This window comes from Janthinobacterium sp. SUN206 (genome assembly GCF_030587305.1).
Lineage (GTDB): Bacteria > Pseudomonadota > Gammaproteobacteria > Burkholderiales > Burkholderiaceae_D > Janthinobacterium > Janthinobacterium kumbetense.
On the sequence record NZ_JAPWIB010000001.1, the window covers coordinates 1,189,415 to 1,205,504 of the forward strand.

Below are 16,090 nucleotides of genomic sequence, written 5' to 3' on the forward strand. Positions count from 1 at the left end.
TCATGCTCCCATGCGCACCGCGCCCAGACGGCGGCGGCGTTTGAAGACGATCTGGCCCAGCACCCAGAAGCCGAAGCGGAACAACAGGGCCAGCAGGATGTACAGCACCATCACGACGATGTAGATCTCGAAGCTGCGGAAGGTTTCCGCGTCGAGCAGGTGGGCGGCGGCGGTCAGCTCTTCGGCGGAAATGGCCGACACGACGCTCGAGGCGAGCATCATCAGCGTGAACTGGCTGGCCAGCGCCGGATACACCTTTTCCAACGCCGGCAGCAGTACCACGTGGCGCATCACCTGCCAGCGCGTCATGCCTAGCGCCTGGGCCGCTTCCAGCTGCGACGGATGCACGGCGCCGATGCCGGCGCGCACGATTTCCGCCGCGTAGGCGCCCAGGTTGACCGTCATGGCGACCAGGGCCGCACCGTTCGCGTCGAGCTGCAGGCCCAGCGACGGCAAGCCAAAGTAGATGATGAACAGCTGCACCAGGAACGGCGTGCTGCGGATCACCTCCACATACGCGCGCACCGCCGTGCGGGCATAGGTGGGACCGTTCTTCAGGATGACGGCGGCGCACACGCCCACCGCCAGCCCCAGCACCATGGACAGGGCGCTCAGGCGTATCGTCAGCGCCGCGCCCCACAGCAGGCGGTCCAGCGATTGCATGACGAGTTCGAAATGAAATTCATACGGCATACTCAACTCCTTGTCTACGTGCGCATCCCCGGCCGCGCCACCGTGGCGGCGCGCCGTGCGGACGAACACTTTCCCTGTGCGGGTCGCGGTATCAGAAGGTCGGCAGCGCCGGCAGCGGTGCGCCGCTCCACTTGCGCGCGATGGCGTCGAGTTCGCCGTTCAGCTTGACGTAGTAGATGAAGTTGTTGAGCCACTGGTGCAGTTCGAAGTCGCCGCGGCGCACCGCCATCGAGTTGGGCTGCAACGAGTAGGCGAAGCGGACTTCGATCTTGCCCGCGCCGCGCGTCTTGATGATGTCCAGCGCCATCGTGCTGGGAATCGAGACGGCGTCGACCTGCTTGCTGAGCAAGGCCTGGGTGACGGTGGCGTCATCTTCGAAACGCACGATGCTGGTGCCGGCCGGGGCCATGCGGCTCAGCGCCGTGTCATTCGTGGTGCCGCGCGTCACGCCCACCTTCTTGCCCTTCAAGTCGGCCAGGGCCTTGAGTTTGCCGCCGACCGGCGCGACGATGGCCAGTTCGAACGCGCTGTAGGGCATGGTGAACATCAGGGTCTTGGCCCGTTCCGGCGTGGGCGCCAGGGTGGCCACGAGGAAATCGACCTTGCCCGATTCCAGCGACGGCACGCGCGACGGCGCCGTCAGGGGCACCACTTCCACGGGCAGGTTCAGGTATTTGCCGATCAGGTTGGCGACGTCGACGTCATAGCCGACGGGCGCGCCCTTGGCGTCGATGCTGCCAAACGGCGGCGTGCCGCTGACCACGCCGATGGTCAGCTTGCCTTTCTTGATCAGGTCGCCAAGCGTCTGCGCGCCGGCGTCGGCCGCCGCGCCCAGGGTGCACGTGGCTGCCAGTGCGCAAGCCAGTATTTTCGAATAGAACAGTGTGGTCATCTTCATGTTTCCGTCTCCTGTGATCCCGGTACCGGCCTCGTCGAGGCGCTTCCGGGAATATTGTCAAATGGACGATTCAGATCGTCTCTTGCCGTGTCGTACCAACCTCCTGCCATTGCCCTGCCTGACTATCCACGCCCCTTTCCAGTGTGAATACAATTCATGAAACCGGTTCCATCACCTTCCCAAAAAAAAGGGCGTACGCCCTCTTCCGTCAATCGCCGTCCTTGCGCACCTCCCCGCTCCGGGTGGAATTGCGCACAATCAACTTGCCTGGCAACAGCACCTCGCGCGGCGGGCACTGATCGCCCTGCAGGCGCGACAGCATGCACGTCATCGCCGAAAAGCCGATCTCGTACGTCTGCTGCTCGATCGTGCTCAGGCCCGCCAGCGGCGACCACGGCAATTCGTCAAAGCCCAGCAAGCCCACGTCCTGCGGCATGCGCAAGGCCAGGCGCTGCAGCATCAGCGCCAGTTCCAGCGCCACCATGCCGTTCGACGCCAGCAGCGCCACGCGGCGGCCGCGCCACTGCGCCAGGCATAGACGCACCTGCGCGTCGATGGAGGGCCGGTCGTCCAGGTCCACCGCCAGCACTTCGCCCACGCAATCCGGATGTTCGGCCATCACGGCCTGGAAACCCTCGGCGCGCATCAGCCGCGAACTGACGCCCGTCAAGGGCGGCGCGACGAAGGCGATGGCGTCGAAACCCTGTTCGATCAGATGCGCGGTGGCCAGCCGGCCCGCCTGCACATTGTCCAGGCCCACCAGGTCGAAATCGCTACCCTCGATGCGGCGGTCGACCAGCACGATGGGCATGCCCGCCTGCTGCAAGTCGGACGACTCGATGTTGCGCCCCTGCGTGTTGACGATCAGCCCTTCCACGCTGTACGAGCGCAGCGCGGCAAGCGACTGGCGTTCGCGCTGTTCGTCATTGCCTGTATTACACAAGATCAAGGTATAGCCATGTTGCTGGCACGCCGCTTCCACGCCTTGCAGCACGGCCACCGTGTAAGGGTTCAGCATGTCCGCCACGACCATGCCGATCAGGCGCGTGCGGCCGCGCTTGAGGCCGCGCGCCATCTGGTTCGGCTGGTAGCCGAGGCGCGCGATGGTGCTGGTGATCTGCTGGCGGATGTTTTCGGACAGGGCGTCCAGTTCGCCGCCGAGAAAGCGCGACACGCTCGTCTTCGACACGCCCGCCTCGCGCGCCACCTGGGCGATGGTCACGGGCCGTGCCGGCTCGCCGGAGACTGTCTTTTTATTGCCGCGTACTGAATCCAAGGTTGCTCTCCACTACCTGTTGATATGCATATTTTTATTTTGGAACCGGTTCCAAAGATAGCACCCACGAATCGATGACGCAAGCGATTTGATTGCCTGTGGCGGCGAAAGAACACGATGGGGGCATGGCTGGGAACGCGGATGAAAAGGCGCCGCCCTCCCCCCGCAAACGCAGGGGGTGGGCGGCGCTGCTTGAAAAACGACTTACTGGACCACGGTATAGCAAGGCACGTACGCCGTGCCCGCCAATTTCATGCGGTGCTGCGCCACGAAGGAAGCGAGCAGCGCATCCATCGGGCCGGCGATGGATTTGTCGCCGTGGATTTCGAAGTTGCCGTGCTTTTCGATCGAGCGGATGCCGTCATCCTTGACGTTGCCCGCCACCACGCCCGAGAACGCGCGGCGCAGCTGGGCCGCCAGCAAGTGCGTGGGCTGGTTCTTGTGCAGGCTCAGGTTGCGCATGTTTTCATGCGTGGGCTGGAACGGCTTCTGGAATTCGTGGTCGATCTTCAGCAGCCAATTGAAGTAATACGCGTCGCTGTGCGCCTTGCGGAATTCGCGCACCTGGCGGATGCCTTCGAGCATTTCGCGCGCCACCAGTTCCGGGTCGTCGATGATGATTTTATAACGCTGCTGCGCTTCCGGGCCCAGGGTATCGCTGATGAACTGGTTGATCTGCACGAAGTACTCGCGCGACGTTTCCGGACCCGTGAAGATCAGCGGGAATGGAATCTCGGCATTGTCCGGGTGCAACAAAATACCGAGGATGTACAGAATCTCTTCGGCCGTGCCGGCGCCGCCGGGGAACACGACGATGCCGTGGCCCGCGCGCACGAACGCTTCCAGGCGTTTTTCGATGTCCGGCATGATGACGAGGTCGTTGACGATGGGGTTCGGCGACTCGGCCGCGATGATGCCCGGCTCGGTGATGCCGAGATACCGTCCATTGTGCAGGCGCTGCTTGGCGTGGCCGATGGTGGCGCCCTTCATGGGGCCCTTCATGGCGCCGGGGCCGCAGCCGGTGCAGATGTCGAGGCTGCGCAAGCCCAGCTGGTAGCCCACTTCCTTCGAATAATTGTATTCGGCACGGTTGATCGAGTGGCCGCCCCAGCACACGACCAGGTTCGGGTTGAGCTGGGTTTGCAGCACGTTGGCGTTGCGCAGGATGTGGAAGACGGCGTCCGTCACGCCTTCCGTGCTCTGCAAATCGAATTTCGGGTTGCCCGTCACTTCATCGCTGACGAAGATGATGTCGCGCAGCACGGCAAACAGGTGCTCGTGGATGCCCTTGATCATCTTGCCGTCGACAAAGGCGATGGCCGGCGCGCCCTTGATGTCGAGCTTGATGCCGCGCTCGCGCTGGATGATGGAGATTTCAAACGACTGGTAGCGCTCCAGCAGGGCGCGGCCATCGTCGATGGTGCTGCCGCAATTCAGGACCGCCAGCGCGCAGCGGCGGAAAGTGTTGTACAGGCCGCCCTGGCTGGTGTCGAGCAGTTTGTTGACTTCAGTCTTGGAGAGCACGTCCAGGCGGCCTTCCGGTGAAACCAGAGTATCGATAACGTCGTGTTCCATAATGCGAAAAATCCCTTTAAAAATCGATGCTCGAAGGTCTTGCAGCCTCAATATACGACAAGTCAGGCAAGTTGTGCTGTGCCGCCGCAAAATCGCCGGGGCCGCCCTTGCCTGCAAACCGGTTTGACCAATATGAAACAGTCATTCTTGCTAATGCGAATCGAAATCTTCGCTCAGCGCAATTTGTAGATTAGAATGCCAGCCTATTGGAATTCCCGTGCGTGAGGTTCTTCATGAGAGTCCCCGCCGCCCGCAGGCTTCCATAAGTTCGTTGTATCGATTGACTATAATAATTTTTCAGGAGGAACCGCATGAGCGGTGCGACTACGCCCAACAAGGAAGCCGTTATTCCCGAGTTCAAGCAGATTATGGGCCATCCAAGCCCATTGTGGATGTTGTTCATGACTGAATTCTGGGAACGCTTCGCGTTCTACGGAGTTCGCTGGGCGCTGGTACTGTACATCGTGGCCCAGTTCCACGGCGGCGACGGTTCGGGACAGGCAGCGGCCAACCTTACCTACGGTTCCTTCCTCGCGCTGGTGTACGCCGGCGCCCTGTTCGGCGGTTACATCGCCGACCGGGTCATCGGTTACCAGCGCTCCATCCTGCTGGGCGCCGTCTTCATGGCTGCCGGCCTGTTCTGCATCTCGGTACCGAACCAGGACATCTTCAACCTGGGCCTGGCCACCATGATCGTCGGTAACGGCATGTTCAAGCCGAACATCTCGACCATGGTCGGCAAGCTGTACACAACGGCCGATCCGCGCCGCGACAGCGGTTTCACGATCTTCTACATGGGTATCAACATGGGCGCCATGGTCGCCCCCGTCTTTACGCAATGGCTGGCCGGGTCGATCTTCGGCACCAGCGACATGCCTGCGTACAAGATGGTCTTCATGGCGTCCGGTTTCGGCATGCTGATCAGCCTGGTATGGTTCGCCATCGGCCGCCGCGCCCTGAAGGGCATCGGCGCACCGGAAGCCGGTGCCGGCAGCCCGATGCGCGTCGTCTGGGTGGCCGTCGGCTCCCTGTGCGTGATCCCGCTGATGTACTTCCTGCTGACCGTCGGCGCTGAAAAGCTGCAGATCGTCCTGACCGTGCTGTTCGTCGGCCTGGCCGTGATGCTGATGATCGAAGGCATACGCAACGGTAAAGTGGCGCGCGACCGCGTCATCGCCATGCTGCTGATCTTCGTCTTCAACATCCTGTTCTGGATGTTCTTCGAACAGGCAGGCAGCTCGTTTACCTTCCTGGCCGACAAGATCGTCAACCGCGATCTGGGCTTCGCCATCTTCCCGACCGCCTACTTCCAGACCGTCAATTCGGTCGCCATCATCGTCTTTGCGCCGATCATCGCCGCCGTCTGGGTCTTCCTGGCGCGCCACAACGTCAATCCATCGATCCCGCGTAAATTCGGCCTGGGCTTGCTGGGCAATGCGCTGGCCTTCGGCCTGCTGATCTTCGCACTGTCGAGCCTGGTTGGCGCCGACAACAAGATCCCGTTCTGGACCTTGGCGACCGTGTACATGCTGCAATCGATCGGCGAGCTGTGCCTGTCGCCTATCGGCCTGTCGATGGTCACCAAGCTGGCGCCAGTACGCCTGGTCGGCCTGGGCATGGGCGGCTGGTTCCTGTCAACCGGTATCGGCAACAACCTGTCCGGCATCTTCGCCAGCCACGTCAGCGGCGAAAGCGGCATGTCGGTACAGTCGGCCCTGTCCGGCTACACCTTCGGCTTCTGGTCCCTGCTGGGCGCCGGCGTGATCCTGTTCCTGATCGCACCGCTGATCAACAAACTGATGCACGGCGTGAAGTAAGCGTCTTGTTGTAGATCAAAACGGCGGCCTGCGGGCCGCCGTTTTTCATTCGGCAGCCGTTTCCCCCGTGCCGGACGGTACAATACCGCCAGGGCCAGCGGCCATCCACCCACATTACTGAAAAATTCCATGTCCAGCCTCTCCACCACCACGCCCCTCTCCGACGACGAATACGCCGAACTCGACACCCTGCTGGCCGCGCCCGCCCTGGCCGGCCGTGCCATGGATGTGTCGATGCTGGAAGGTTTTCTCACGGCCGTCGCCCTGAGTCCGAAACAGATCGCGCCGGAACAATGGCTGCCCTGGGTCTGGGACAAGGCGGCCGGCAGCGCCTTGCCGGCACAGGACGAAGCCAGCGAACGGGCGGCCAGCCTGGCGCAACGCCACCACGCCTACATGGTCGAATGGCTGGCGAAGGACCCGGACAGCTTCGAGCCCATCTACGTGTGCGGCCCCGAATGGAGCGTGCCCGCCTGGTGCGCCGGTTTTGTCCTTGGCACGAGCCTGGACAAGCCCCAGTGGGCGGCCCTGGCCGTCAGCCACCCGGAGTACCTGGCGCCGTTCCAGTACCTGGCCACGGCCGGCGAGCTCGACGACGATGCGGCCGAAACGGCCATGGATGGCGTGATTCCGTCCGTGATCGCCATCAACGCGGCCTGGGCGCGCCAGCGCCACCTGAAAAGCCAGGCCCAAAGCCAGCCCGGCGCCACCGTCTTACGCGAAGTGCCGAAGACGGGCCGCAACGACCCGTGCCACTGCGGCAGCGGCAAGAAATACAAAAAATGCTGCGCCGACGCCGATAGCGCGGCCACCTAAGGCGACTCCTCCTTGCGCCAGCTGCTGACGGCCATCCTGCGCTTCCTGCTGCGCCACGCGCTGCAGTTCGCGCTGTTCATCGTCATCCTGCTGGCCGGACGCCTGCTGCTGGCCGAATGGCGCGCCTACAGCACCGGCAGCGAGGCTGTCGCCGCGCTCAAGCTGGCCGCCGACGGCGCCGACAGCCATGGCGCCGGCCTGGCCGCTGCCGCCACTGCGCGGGTCAACGCCCTGCAAACGGCCTCGCACGCGGCCATCGCCGCGCGCCTGGCGCAAGTGCAGGCGCAATTGACGGCCTTGCGTGCGCGGCAGCAAGCGTCGCTGTTCACCCTTCCCCTGCCCGACGCGAGCACCCTGGCCCGGCATGCGCAGGAGGAAGCGGCGCGCCGCGTGGAGATCGAAGTGCTGGCGCAGGAAGCCCGCTATCTGACGGCCCTGCAAGCGGCGGTCAGCGGCGAAGATGCGCGGCACACGCTGGCGCGCCTGCATGCGGAACACGTGGGCGCATATGCTGCACTGCAAAATAATCTGCGCCAGCGCCGGCAACTGGAAACGCAGCACCCGCTGGCGGCGCGCCTGCCCGGCAGCGACGCCTACGCACAGCTGTCGCAGCTGGAAGCGCAGGGGCAGCGTTTGCGCGAGATCAACCTGCAAGCGTATCAGGCCTGGGCGGCGCAGCGCACCCGCACCGGCAACGCCGCCCGTCCGGCCCCATTTGCCATCGACGAGCAAGCCTTGAGCGCCGCCCTGGCGCCCGTGCAAAAGGCCATCGCGGCCGGTGAAGGACAACTGGCGCGCAACTGGATAGCCCGCTGGCGCGCGCCCGTCATGGACGTGGCGCCCACGGCCGCCCTGCTGGTGCTGTCGGCCATCCTGCTGCCCGCCGCCATCAAGGCCTTCTTTTACTTCGTGCTGGCGCCCGTCGCTTCCCGTTTGCCGCCGCTGTCGATCGCGCGCGAACTGCAAGTCGCGGGCAGTTCACTGCCACTGCCGCCGCAGGGCGAATCGCGCATCTCCGCCGTCTCGCAGGGCTTGCTGCTGCAGCCCGGCCAGCAGATGCTGATCCATCCCGAATACCTGCAATCGTCGCCCGTCAGCAGCACCAAGCGCACGCAATGGCTGCTGGACTGGCGCTTCCCGTTCACCAGCCTGGCCGCCGGCATGGTGGCGCTGACCCGCCTGCACAGCGGCGAGGAAGCGTGCGTGACGATATCCGCCAGCGACGACCCGCTGCTGGAAGTGGCCGTCGTCCACCTGCCGGCCGGCAGCGCATTGGTCTTCCAGCCACGGGGACTCGTCGGCCTGGTCTGCGACTCGAATCAGCCGCTGGCGATATCGAGCCACTGGCGCCTGGGCAGCCTGCATGCCTGGCTCACCCTGCAACTGCGCTTCATCGTCCTTCGCGGCCCCGTCACCCTGCTCGTGCGCGGCTGCCGCGGCGTGCGCCTGGAGCGGGCCGGCCAGGGGCGCTCCATCAGCCAGTCCGCCACCCTGGGTTTTACCACCGACGTGCTGTACTCGACCCTGCGCAGCGAAACCTTCATCCCGTATCTGCGCGGCCAGCAAGCGCTGCTCAACGACCGCTTCGACGGCGAGCACGGCGTCTATCTGTACGAAGAAACTCCGCGCCACGGCAAGCAGCCGGGCAAGGCGGGCACCTGGTTCGAGGGTTTCACCGACGCGATATTGAAAGTGTTCGGCATCTAGCCGAGGAAAGCAAAATGAACGACTTCCTGTTTACCGATTTTCTCGAGGACCATGCCGCGTATGCGGCGGCAGAGGCCTGGTGGCAGGCGCGCCTGGCCTTCCTCGACGGCCAATGCGCGCCGTATCTGCGCACCGCGTTCGCCAATGGCCAGCCGTTCTATGACGGCAATCCCATCGTCAACCTGGCGGACCGGCACGCCGGCAAGGCGGCCCGCATCGTGCAGCAATGCCCGCATGAATTCGGCCACGGCTACACGAGCTTCGAGCAAGCCATCGAGCTGGCCGGCAGCGATGGGCACCGCCCGGCGCAGGAAAAGATCATCGTGCTGACCCTGACGCAGCAGACGGCGCAGCGCGCCGAGGATGAATTGCGCGCCTGGTTTGCGCCTGCGTAAGGCTGCGCGCTACCAGAGGTAGGCCACGCGCACGCCGACATTGCGCTGTTCGCCGTAATTGCAGGCCCGCGCAGAGAAACACGAGGCGACATGGTATTTGTCGAACAGGTTCTTGACCGTCATGCTCACGCTCAGGCCGCGCCAGTCGCTGCGCGCCTGCCCCAGGTCATAGCGCAGCGACAGGTCGGCCAGGGTGAACGCCGGCACCTGGAAGGTGTTCTCCGCGTCGCCCCAGCTGGCGCCCACGTGGCGCACGCCGGCGCCGGCCGACAGCCCGCGCAAGCCGCCAACGAAGGCGTAGTCGGCCCACGCGGAAGCCATCTGCCGGGGCACTTCATACGGCGACTTGCCCTGCACGTTCGTGCCCCACATGTCCGGATTCGCCTTCGTCACCTTCAGGGGATTGTAGGTGAGGGACGCCAGCAGTTTCAACTGGCTGCCCGGCTGCGCCGCCACTTCCAGTTCGATGCCGCGCGAGCGCACCTCCCCCTGCTGGATGGAGAAATTCGGGTCGTCCGGGTCCGTCGTCAGCACGTTCTGGCGGCGCAGTTCGAATGCGGCGGCCGTCACGGACAGGTGCGCACCAGGCGCGTATTTCACGCCGACCTCCACTTGCCGGGCCGTTTCCGGCTCGAACGGACGCTCAAGGCGGTCGGCGCCGGAGACGGGCGAGAACGATTCGCTGTAGCTGGCGTAAGGCGCCAGGCCGTTCGCCGCCAGGTAAGTGATGCCGGCGCGGCCCGTGAATGCCGTGGGCTTGCGCACCGTCGTGGCCGACGGCGATACCAGCAGATTGCGCTGTTCCTGGCGCGTCCAGTCCTGGCGCCCGCCCACGGTGAAGACCCATTGACGATACTGCATGCGGTCTTGCAGGTAGGCGCCCAGCTGCCGGTTATGCTCGCGGCGCAGGGCATCGGGCGCCAGCGCCGCCAGGTCCAGCGCGCCGCCGTAGACGGGGCGGTAGATATCGATCTGCGGACCGTCGGCGATATACGAGCTGAACGAAGTACTGCTGCGGCTGTAATCGATGCCGGCAACCACCTCATGGCGCAGCGCGCCCGTCGCCACCTGACCCGTCACGCTGGTATCGAGCGAGTACACGCTGCCCTTGCCGTCGCGCGTATCGATCTCGCGGTTGGTGACTGCATGGTCGATTAAGTTGCCGTAACGAAACATATACTGTTCATGGTTATTCGCGTGCAGGAAGCGGAAGTTCTGCCGGAGCGTCCACCCGCTGTCGAACGTGTGGCGCGCCGCGTAGCCCGCCGACGCGACGCGCGTTTCCTCGTGGTCGAAGCCGGGCTCGCCCAGGAATCGCGTCAGCGGCAGGCGGCCGTTGGGATTGCTGCCGTTCAAGGCTTCCCACTGCACGTTCGACGATTGCATGGCGCGATTCTGCTGAAAAAAGCCCAATAAGGTGATGCTGGTGCGGGCGCTCGGCGCCCACGTCAGGCTGGGCGCCAGATAGTAGCGGTCGTCCTGCATGTAGTCGATCTGTTGGTCCGCCTGGCGCGCCAGCCCCACCAGCCGGTATTGCAGGCTGCCGTCGTCGGCCAGCTTGCCGCCCACGTCGAGGGCCAGCTGCTTGCGCGCATAGCTGCCGAGCGACAGTTCGACCTGGTTCACCTGGTCCGCCGCGGGGCGCTTGGCGACGAAATTGACGATGCCGCCCGGCGCATTCTGGCCGTACAACACGGACGAAGGGCCCTTCAGCACTTCCACGCGCTCGGCGCCGTACGGCTCCACGCCGAAAAAGCCCAGCGTCCCCATGGGCATCAGGCGCATGCCGTCCAGGTAGAATGCGCCCGAAAACTGGCTGAAGCCCCGTACCGACAGGCTGTCGTCGGCAGGATTGGCGCCTGCCGTGTTGCTGCGCAAGCCGGCCGTGTACTGGATGGCGTCGTTCAGGGTGCGCACGCCCTGGTCATCCATGCGGTCGCGCGTGATGACGGAAACCGATTGCGGCACTTCCAGCAGGGAAGCGTCGGTCTTGGTGGCCGTGCTGGCCCGCCGCGCCACATAGCCGCTGGCCTTGCCCCACGGGTTTTCCTCTTCCGCCTGGGCGCTGACCGTCACGGGCGCCATCGTCTGCACGCCATCCGCCGCCGCGCCGGCAGCAGATGCGGTGGCGGCACGCAGCGCATAGCCGCCGCCGTCAGTGCGCACGGCAGCGAGCCCGGTGCCGGCCAGCGCCCGCGCCAGCGCGTCGTCCACCGTGTAGCTGCCAGTGACGCCGCCGCTGCGCAGCCCTTCCGTCGCGGCCGAGCCAAAGGCGATCAGCAAGCCCGCTTCACGTCCCAGGCAGTTCAATGTCGCTTCCAGCGGCCCGGCCGGGATGGCGTAATGGCGCAAGGACTCAGGCTGTCCGGCCGTTTGCGCGTGCGCCGGCGCGCCGACCAGGCCGGCCAGTGCGCCCAGGCACAGGGCGTGCACCAGGTAGGCCAGCGGCTGCATGGCCAGCAAGCGCGTGGATGGGGGGAATGTACTGCGGTTGTTCATGGCATGCCTTCGTATCATGGGATGGGTGGAACGGGCCAATACCTGCGCCCTCACTTCCCTTGACAAGGCAGCGTGCAAAAACAGTCCATGTATTTTCAGTTTATTTTTTCGCCGCGCGCGGCCGCACGGTGACCCAGTAGCGCGTCAGGTAGTGCAGCTCGACGGGCAAGGCTTCCACCAGCGCCAATAGCACCCTGTCGGTATCGGCCAGCGGATAGACGCCCGACACCAGCATGTGCGCGAGCGCCGGATCGCATCCCAGGTGGCCGCGCCGGTGGCGCGACAACTCCAGCAGGAAATCGTCCAGGCGCATGTGCGCGGCGACCAGCATGCCGTCCGCCCAGGCACCGGCGCCGGCACCGAGCGCATGCGCCGCGCCCACGCCGTCGCGCGTAAAACTGGCCTCCTCGCCCGCCCGCAGCACGCGTGGCTGGCCGTCGGCTGCCGCAGGCCGCAGCTCGACGGCCCCCTCCAGCACGCCCACCTGCACGAAGCCCGCGTGCTGGCGCACGATGAATCGCGTGCCCAGCGCGCGCGCCGTGCCGTCGGCCGTGTACACGCGGAAGGGCCGCTGCTGCGCATCGGGCGCCGTCTGCAGCAGCACCTCGCCGCGCAGCAGTTGCACCGCGCGCTCGCTGGCGTCATAGCGCAGCTGGATGGCGCTATCGGTATTGAGCACCAACGTGCCGCCGTCCGGCAGGCGCACCGTGCGCCGCTCGCCCGTGGCCGTGCTGGCATCGGCGTTCCACGACTGCCACGCCGGTGTCTGGCGCAGCATGGCGGCGCTGCCGCCCGCCACCACCAGCGCCGCGAGCAGGCGCACCGCGCGGCGCCGCTGGGCGCCAGCAGGGGCAGCCAGGGCGGCGCTGGCCAGCGGCGACGGAATGCCGGCCAGCTGGCCGCTGACGGCCTCGATGCGCTGCCAGGCCCGCTCATGTTCGGCTTCCTCGGCGCGCCAGCGCTGCCATGCCTGCAGCTGCGCGGCAGTGGCGTCGCCGCCCTGCAGCGCCAGCCACCACTGCACGGCCCGCCGCGCCACGGCGGGCGCCACGCTTGCGGCGACAGCCGTTCCGTCAAGGGCGAGGCTTGCCTCTTCATCCATCGTGCTGCTCCGGGAAAAAGCAGCGCAGGGCCGCCCTGGCCAGATGGCGCTTGACGGTGGACAGGGAAATGCCCAGTTCGGCGGCGACCTCCTGCTGCCCCAGGCCGTCGAGCTGCACCAGCAAGAAGGCTTGCCGCGCCTGCGCCGGCAGCCCGGCCAGGCGCCGGTCCAGCTCCACCAGCCGTTCGAGGAACATCAGGCGCACTTCGGGCGGCGGCGCCACCGGTTCCGGCATCAGGGCAAGGGTGTCGAGGTAGGCTTGCTCGATGGCGCGCCGGCGCACATGGTTGATCAGCAGGTTGCGGGCGATCGTCGTCAGGTAGGCGCGCGGCTCCTGCACGCTCTGCATGCCCTGCGGCGCAAGCACACGCAGGAAGGTGGCCTGCGCCAGGTCGGCCGCGTCGAAGGCGTTGCCCACCTTGCGCTGCAGCCAGCCGCGCAGCCAGCCATGGTGCTGGCGATACAGGATGGCGATGTCATCGAAATCATGCAGGGAGACGTGGTCGGCGGACATGGAGCGGCGGGTCTGGCGGGCAGCGCAAACTTAATGAGAATTATTCTCAATTATAGGCAGAAGTGGGCATCTCGACAAGATCCGTGCCGACGATACCCGGCCCTGACACTGGCTTCCGACGTAACAGCCGGTTCCGGTCTTGCGGTCCGCAGCACCGATATCTCTCGCTTGCCGGGCCGCCAAAGTACGACGGGAGGAAGCCCGCAACTTGCGCTACGCCGCAATCGAATGCGACACGCTCAGCCACTCGCCCGGCTGCAAATTCGCCGCCGCCTCGCGCGTGGCCAGCACGCTGTCCGGGTCCAGATCGGAGCGTTTCAGCTTGTAGGAATAGGCGAAATCATCGGCATCGAATGCCTGCCCCGCCTTCACGTAATACTTGAAGCCGACGAACGCGTCGGGATTGGTGACGACTGTGTATTCAAGCGTGACGCTGTTCATGGCGGGCCTCGTCGACAACGGTGAAGTAGCCATTATGCGTCAATTCCGGCGGCAGCGATGCGACGGTCAATCCTTGCGGCAAGTCAATAACCCTGCCGCCTGCCGGCGCTACAGTAGCCTGTGCCAACCAGCACGCCATCGCTGCCATTACGACCATTACTGCCGTTACTGCCATGCGCACCTTGCTCACGAAGATCAGGAACACGCTGTCGCCGCAGGCGAGCCTGCCGGCGGCGGCGCGCATGGAGCGGCTGTCGGACCGCCGCGGCCTGCCCGCCTTCGACCCCGGCCCGCAAGCCGTCGTCAAGGCCTGCACGGCCTGGCTATGCGCGGCGCAGGACCATTCCAGCTCAAACGACGGCGGCGTCGCGCGCGACTACAGCCTGGTCACAGGGTGGTCGAGTTCCTACCCGGAGACCACCGGCTACATCATCCCCACTCTCATCGCCCTGGCGCAGCGCACGGGCGACGAGGGTGGGGATGAGGCGCTGCACGGGCGCGCGCGGCGCATGCTCGACTGGTGCCTGGCCATCCAGTTCGCGCAAGGCGGATTCCAGGGCGGGAAGATCGATTCGACGCCGCGCGTGCCCGTCACTTTCAATACGGGCCAGATCCTGCTCGGCCTGGCCGCCGGCGTGGCGGCGTACGGCGCGGCCTACGCAGACGCCATGCATCGCGCGGCAAGCTGGCTGCGCGACAGCCAGGATGCGGACGGCTGCTGGCGCCGCCATCCGACGCCGTTCGCCAGCGCCGGCGACAAGGCCTACGAAACGCATGTCGCGTGGGGACTGTTCGAAGCGGACCACGTCGCGCCGGGCCACGGCTATGGCGCGGCCGGCTTGCGCCAGGTCGACTGGGCGTTGACAAAACAGCGGCCCAATGGCTGGTTCGCGTCGAACTGCCTGGACAACCCACTCCTGCCCCTGACCCATACCATCGGCTACGCCTTGCGCGGCCTGCTCGAAGCGCACCGCTTTTCGGCGCGCGCCGACCTGCTCGACGCCGCCGCGCGCACGGGAACGAGCGTCGCCAGGGCCGTGGCGGCCGACGGCTACCTGGCCGGCCGCCTCGGCCCGGACTTCCAGCCGGGAGCGAACTACGCCTGCCTCACGGGTTCCGCGCAAAACGCGCATTGTCTGCTCCTGCTGTATCGGCTCACGGGCGAGCGGCCCTACCTCGACGCGGGGCGCCGCCTGAACCGCTACGTGCGGCGCGCGGTCAGCATCGACGGTCCCGCGCACGCGCGCGGCGGCGTCAAGGGCTCGTTTCCCGTCGATGGCGACTACGGCACCTGGGCTTACCTGAACTGGGCCGCCAAGTTCTGCATCGATGCCAATCTGCTGGAAGTGGAAATAGAGCGGGAAACAGGCGATGCTTGAACAGGCGAAACGCGCCGCCAGGGCCGCGCTGGAAGCGTGGCGCCGCGCCGCCGGCGCCCGGCACGTGCGCCAGAATGCCCCCCACGTGACGCGCACCGGGCTGGCCGCCGGCCTGGCGCGGCTGGGCATCGCGCCAGGCGATACGCTGTTCGTGCATTCCTCGCTGAAAAGCCTGGGCTACGTGGAAGGCGGCGCGCCAGCCGTGATAGCCGCCCTGCAGGACGCCGTCGGCCCGCAAGGCGCCCTGCTGCTGCCCGCCTACTATCTGCCGGGCGGCACCGTGCGCGCCGCCTGCGCCATGCCGGACTATGTATTCGACCCGCGCCGCCACGGCACGCACATGGGGCGCCTGCCGGAAGCCTTCCTTGCCAGCGCCGGTGTCCGGCGCAGCCTCCACCCGACGCACTCCGTCTGCGCGTGGGGCCGCCATGCCGCCGACCTCACCGAAGCGCACCACCGCGCGCCCTCGATCTTCGGCATGGGTTCTCCCTGGCAGCGCTTCATCGGCTGCGAGCACGCGAAGGTGCTGGGCCTGGGCATTTCCATGGGGCCGGTGACGTTCTATCACGCGCTGGAAGACGCCATGGGCGAGGCCTTTCCCGTGCCCGTGTGGGAAGACGAGACAAGGCTGCTGGCTTGCCTGGACCACGCGGGCCGTCGCTGGGACGTGCCCGTGCGCCCTTTCGATCCGGCCATCGCACAGCGCCGCATCGACCATCCCGGCCGGGAGGATTTGCGCGCGTACTTTCAGCGGGAATTCGATGCCGCCGGCCTGCGCGTCAACGGGCAAGTAGGCGACGCGGCGTCGTGGTGCATACCCGCGCAGGCGTTTTATGACCACCTGCGCCAACTGGCGTCCGAGCACGTAACGATCTACGCGAGCGCGGCGCAACTGGCGGCGCGGCCCGTATCGCAGCCATCGCCTCATGCGCGCGCATAAAAAAACCGCCCGGTGCGATCCGGGCGGTTTTCCTTGGA

Annotated in this window: 14 protein-coding genes; 6 read left to right on the plus strand and 8 right to left on the minus strand. The window is 66.0% G+C overall.

What is annotated here, in order from left to right; translation table 11 throughout:
* From O3300_RS05225 to ppnN, 4 genes are all read right to left on the minus strand, one after another.
* Positions 1-693 carry an amino acid ABC transporter permease gene (locus O3300_RS05225; protein ID WP_305052284.1) on the minus strand — a complete coding sequence of 231 codons (693 nt, stop codon included), beginning with the start codon at positions 691-693 and terminating at the stop codon, positions 1-3.
* A 91-nt stretch (positions 694-784) separates the two neighbouring features.
* A complete protein-coding gene (locus O3300_RS05230) occupies positions 785-1,591 on the minus strand; it encodes a transporter substrate-binding domain-containing protein (protein ID WP_305052285.1) in 807 nt (268 codons plus the stop codon).
* A gap of 208 nt (positions 1,592-1,799) precedes the next feature.
* Positions 1,800-2,867, minus strand: a complete 1,068-nt coding sequence (locus O3300_RS05235) for a LacI family DNA-binding transcriptional regulator (RefSeq protein ID WP_305052286.1) — start codon at positions 2,865-2,867, stop codon at positions 1,800-1,802.
* Between the two features lie 204 nt (positions 2,868-3,071).
* Positions 3,072-4,442, minus strand: coding sequence for a nucleotide 5'-monophosphate nucleosidase PpnN (gene ppnN / locus O3300_RS05240; RefSeq protein WP_289897568.1), 1,371 nt, complete (start codon positions 4,440-4,442; stop codon positions 3,072-3,074).
* A gap of 311 nt (positions 4,443-4,753) precedes the next feature.
* Between ppnN and O3300_RS05245 the strand changes: the two genes are divergently transcribed.
* From O3300_RS05245 to O3300_RS05260, 4 genes are all read left to right on the plus strand, one after another.
* Positions 4,754-6,259 (plus strand): peptide MFS transporter, encoded by a 1,506-nt coding sequence (locus tag O3300_RS05245; RefSeq protein ID WP_099667564.1) that lies wholly within the window; start codon positions 4,754-4,756, stop codon positions 6,257-6,259.
* Between the two features lie 129 nt (positions 6,260-6,388).
* Entirely contained in the window at positions 6,389-7,075 is a 687-nt protein-coding gene (locus tag O3300_RS05250) for a UPF0149 family protein (RefSeq protein ID WP_305052287.1), read from the plus strand.
* Positions 7,076-7,087: 12 nt separating this feature from the next.
* Positions 7,088-8,782: a hypothetical protein gene (locus O3300_RS05255; RefSeq protein ID WP_305052288.1), complete on the plus strand. Its 1,695-nt coding sequence runs from the start codon at positions 7,088-7,090 to the stop codon at positions 8,780-8,782.
* Between the two features lie 14 nt (positions 8,783-8,796).
* Positions 8,797-9,177: a hypothetical protein gene (locus tag O3300_RS05260; RefSeq protein WP_305052289.1), complete on the plus strand. Its 381-nt coding sequence runs from the start codon at positions 8,797-8,799 to the stop codon at positions 9,175-9,177.
* Positions 9,178-9,186: 9 nt separating this feature from the next.
* Here O3300_RS05260 and O3300_RS05265 read toward each other — a convergent pair whose 3' ends face one another.
* The 4 genes from O3300_RS05265 to O3300_RS05280 all read right to left on the minus strand — a co-directional run bounded on the left by O3300_RS05265 (position 9,187) and on the right by O3300_RS05280 (position 13,733).
* Positions 9,187-11,676, minus strand: coding sequence for a TonB-dependent siderophore receptor (locus O3300_RS05265; RefSeq protein WP_305052290.1), 2,490 nt, complete (start codon positions 11,674-11,676; stop codon positions 9,187-9,189).
* Between the two features lie 100 nt (positions 11,677-11,776).
* Positions 11,777-12,778 (minus strand): FecR domain-containing protein, encoded by a 1,002-nt coding sequence (locus O3300_RS05270; RefSeq protein ID WP_305052291.1) that lies wholly within the window; start codon positions 12,776-12,778, stop codon positions 11,777-11,779.
* Positions 12,771-13,292 (minus strand): sigma-70 family RNA polymerase sigma factor, encoded by a 522-nt coding sequence (locus tag O3300_RS05275; protein WP_305052292.1) that lies wholly within the window; start codon positions 13,290-13,292, stop codon positions 12,771-12,773. Before O3300_RS05275 ends, O3300_RS05270 begins: the two co-directional genes overlap by 8 nt.
* A gap of 213 nt (positions 13,293-13,505) precedes the next feature.
* On the minus strand, positions 13,506-13,733 hold the full coding sequence (locus O3300_RS05280) for a hypothetical protein (RefSeq protein WP_077405728.1): 228 nt from the start codon (positions 13,731-13,733) through the stop codon (positions 13,506-13,508).
* 173 nt (positions 13,734-13,906) lie between these two features.
* Here O3300_RS05280 and O3300_RS05285 point away from each other — a divergent pair, with 173 nt between their 5' ends.
* A complete protein-coding gene (locus O3300_RS05285) occupies positions 13,907-15,112 on the plus strand; it encodes a hypothetical protein (protein WP_305052293.1) in 1,206 nt (401 codons plus the stop codon).
* Positions 15,105-16,052, plus strand: a complete 948-nt coding sequence (locus O3300_RS05290) for an AAC(3) family N-acetyltransferase (protein WP_305052294.1) — start codon at positions 15,105-15,107, stop codon at positions 16,050-16,052. The genes O3300_RS05285 and O3300_RS05290 overlap by 8 nt, the downstream gene beginning before the upstream one ends.
* The last annotated feature ends 38 nt before the right edge of the window (positions 16,053-16,090 follow it).

What these genes read in the sequence shown, in the direction of transcription:
- O3300_RS05260 (WP_305052289.1), top strand. Translation starts at nt 8,797, where the DNA reads ATGAACGACTTCCTGTTTACCGATTTTCTCGAGGACCATGCCGCGTAT.
- O3300_RS05270 (WP_305052291.1), bottom strand. Translation starts at nt 12,778, where the DNA reads ATGGATGAAGAGGCAAGCCTCGCCCTTGACGGAACGGCTGTCGCCGCA.
- O3300_RS05280 (WP_077405728.1), bottom strand. Translation starts at nt 13,733, where the DNA reads ATGAACAGCGTCACGCTTGAATACACAGTCGTCACCAATCCCGACGCG.
- ppnN (WP_289897568.1), bottom strand. Translation starts at nt 4,442, where the DNA reads ATGGAACACGACGTTATCGATACTCTGGTTTCACCGGAAGGCCGCCTG.
- O3300_RS05245 (WP_099667564.1), top strand. Translation starts at nt 4,754, where the DNA reads ATGAGCGGTGCGACTACGCCCAACAAGGAAGCCGTTATTCCCGAGTTC.
- O3300_RS05275 (WP_305052292.1), bottom strand. Translation starts at nt 13,292, where the DNA reads ATGTCCGCCGACCACGTCTCCCTGCATGATTTCGATGACATCGCCATC.
- O3300_RS05265 (WP_305052290.1), bottom strand. Translation starts at nt 11,676, where the DNA reads ATGAACAACCGCAGTACATTCCCCCCATCCACGCGCTTGCTGGCCATG.
- O3300_RS05225 (WP_305052284.1), bottom strand. Translation starts at nt 693, where the DNA reads ATGCCGTATGAATTTCATTTCGAACTCGTCATGCAATCGCTGGACCGC.
- O3300_RS05230 (WP_305052285.1), bottom strand. Translation starts at nt 1,591, where the DNA reads ATGAAGATGACCACACTGTTCTATTCGAAAATACTGGCTTGCGCACTG.
- O3300_RS05290 (WP_305052294.1), top strand. Translation starts at nt 15,105, where the DNA reads ATGCTTGAACAGGCGAAACGCGCCGCCAGGGCCGCGCTGGAAGCGTGG.
- O3300_RS05285 (WP_305052293.1), top strand. Translation starts at nt 13,907, where the DNA reads ATGCGCACCTTGCTCACGAAGATCAGGAACACGCTGTCGCCGCAGGCG.
- O3300_RS05250 (WP_305052287.1), top strand. Translation starts at nt 6,389, where the DNA reads ATGTCCAGCCTCTCCACCACCACGCCCCTCTCCGACGACGAATACGCC.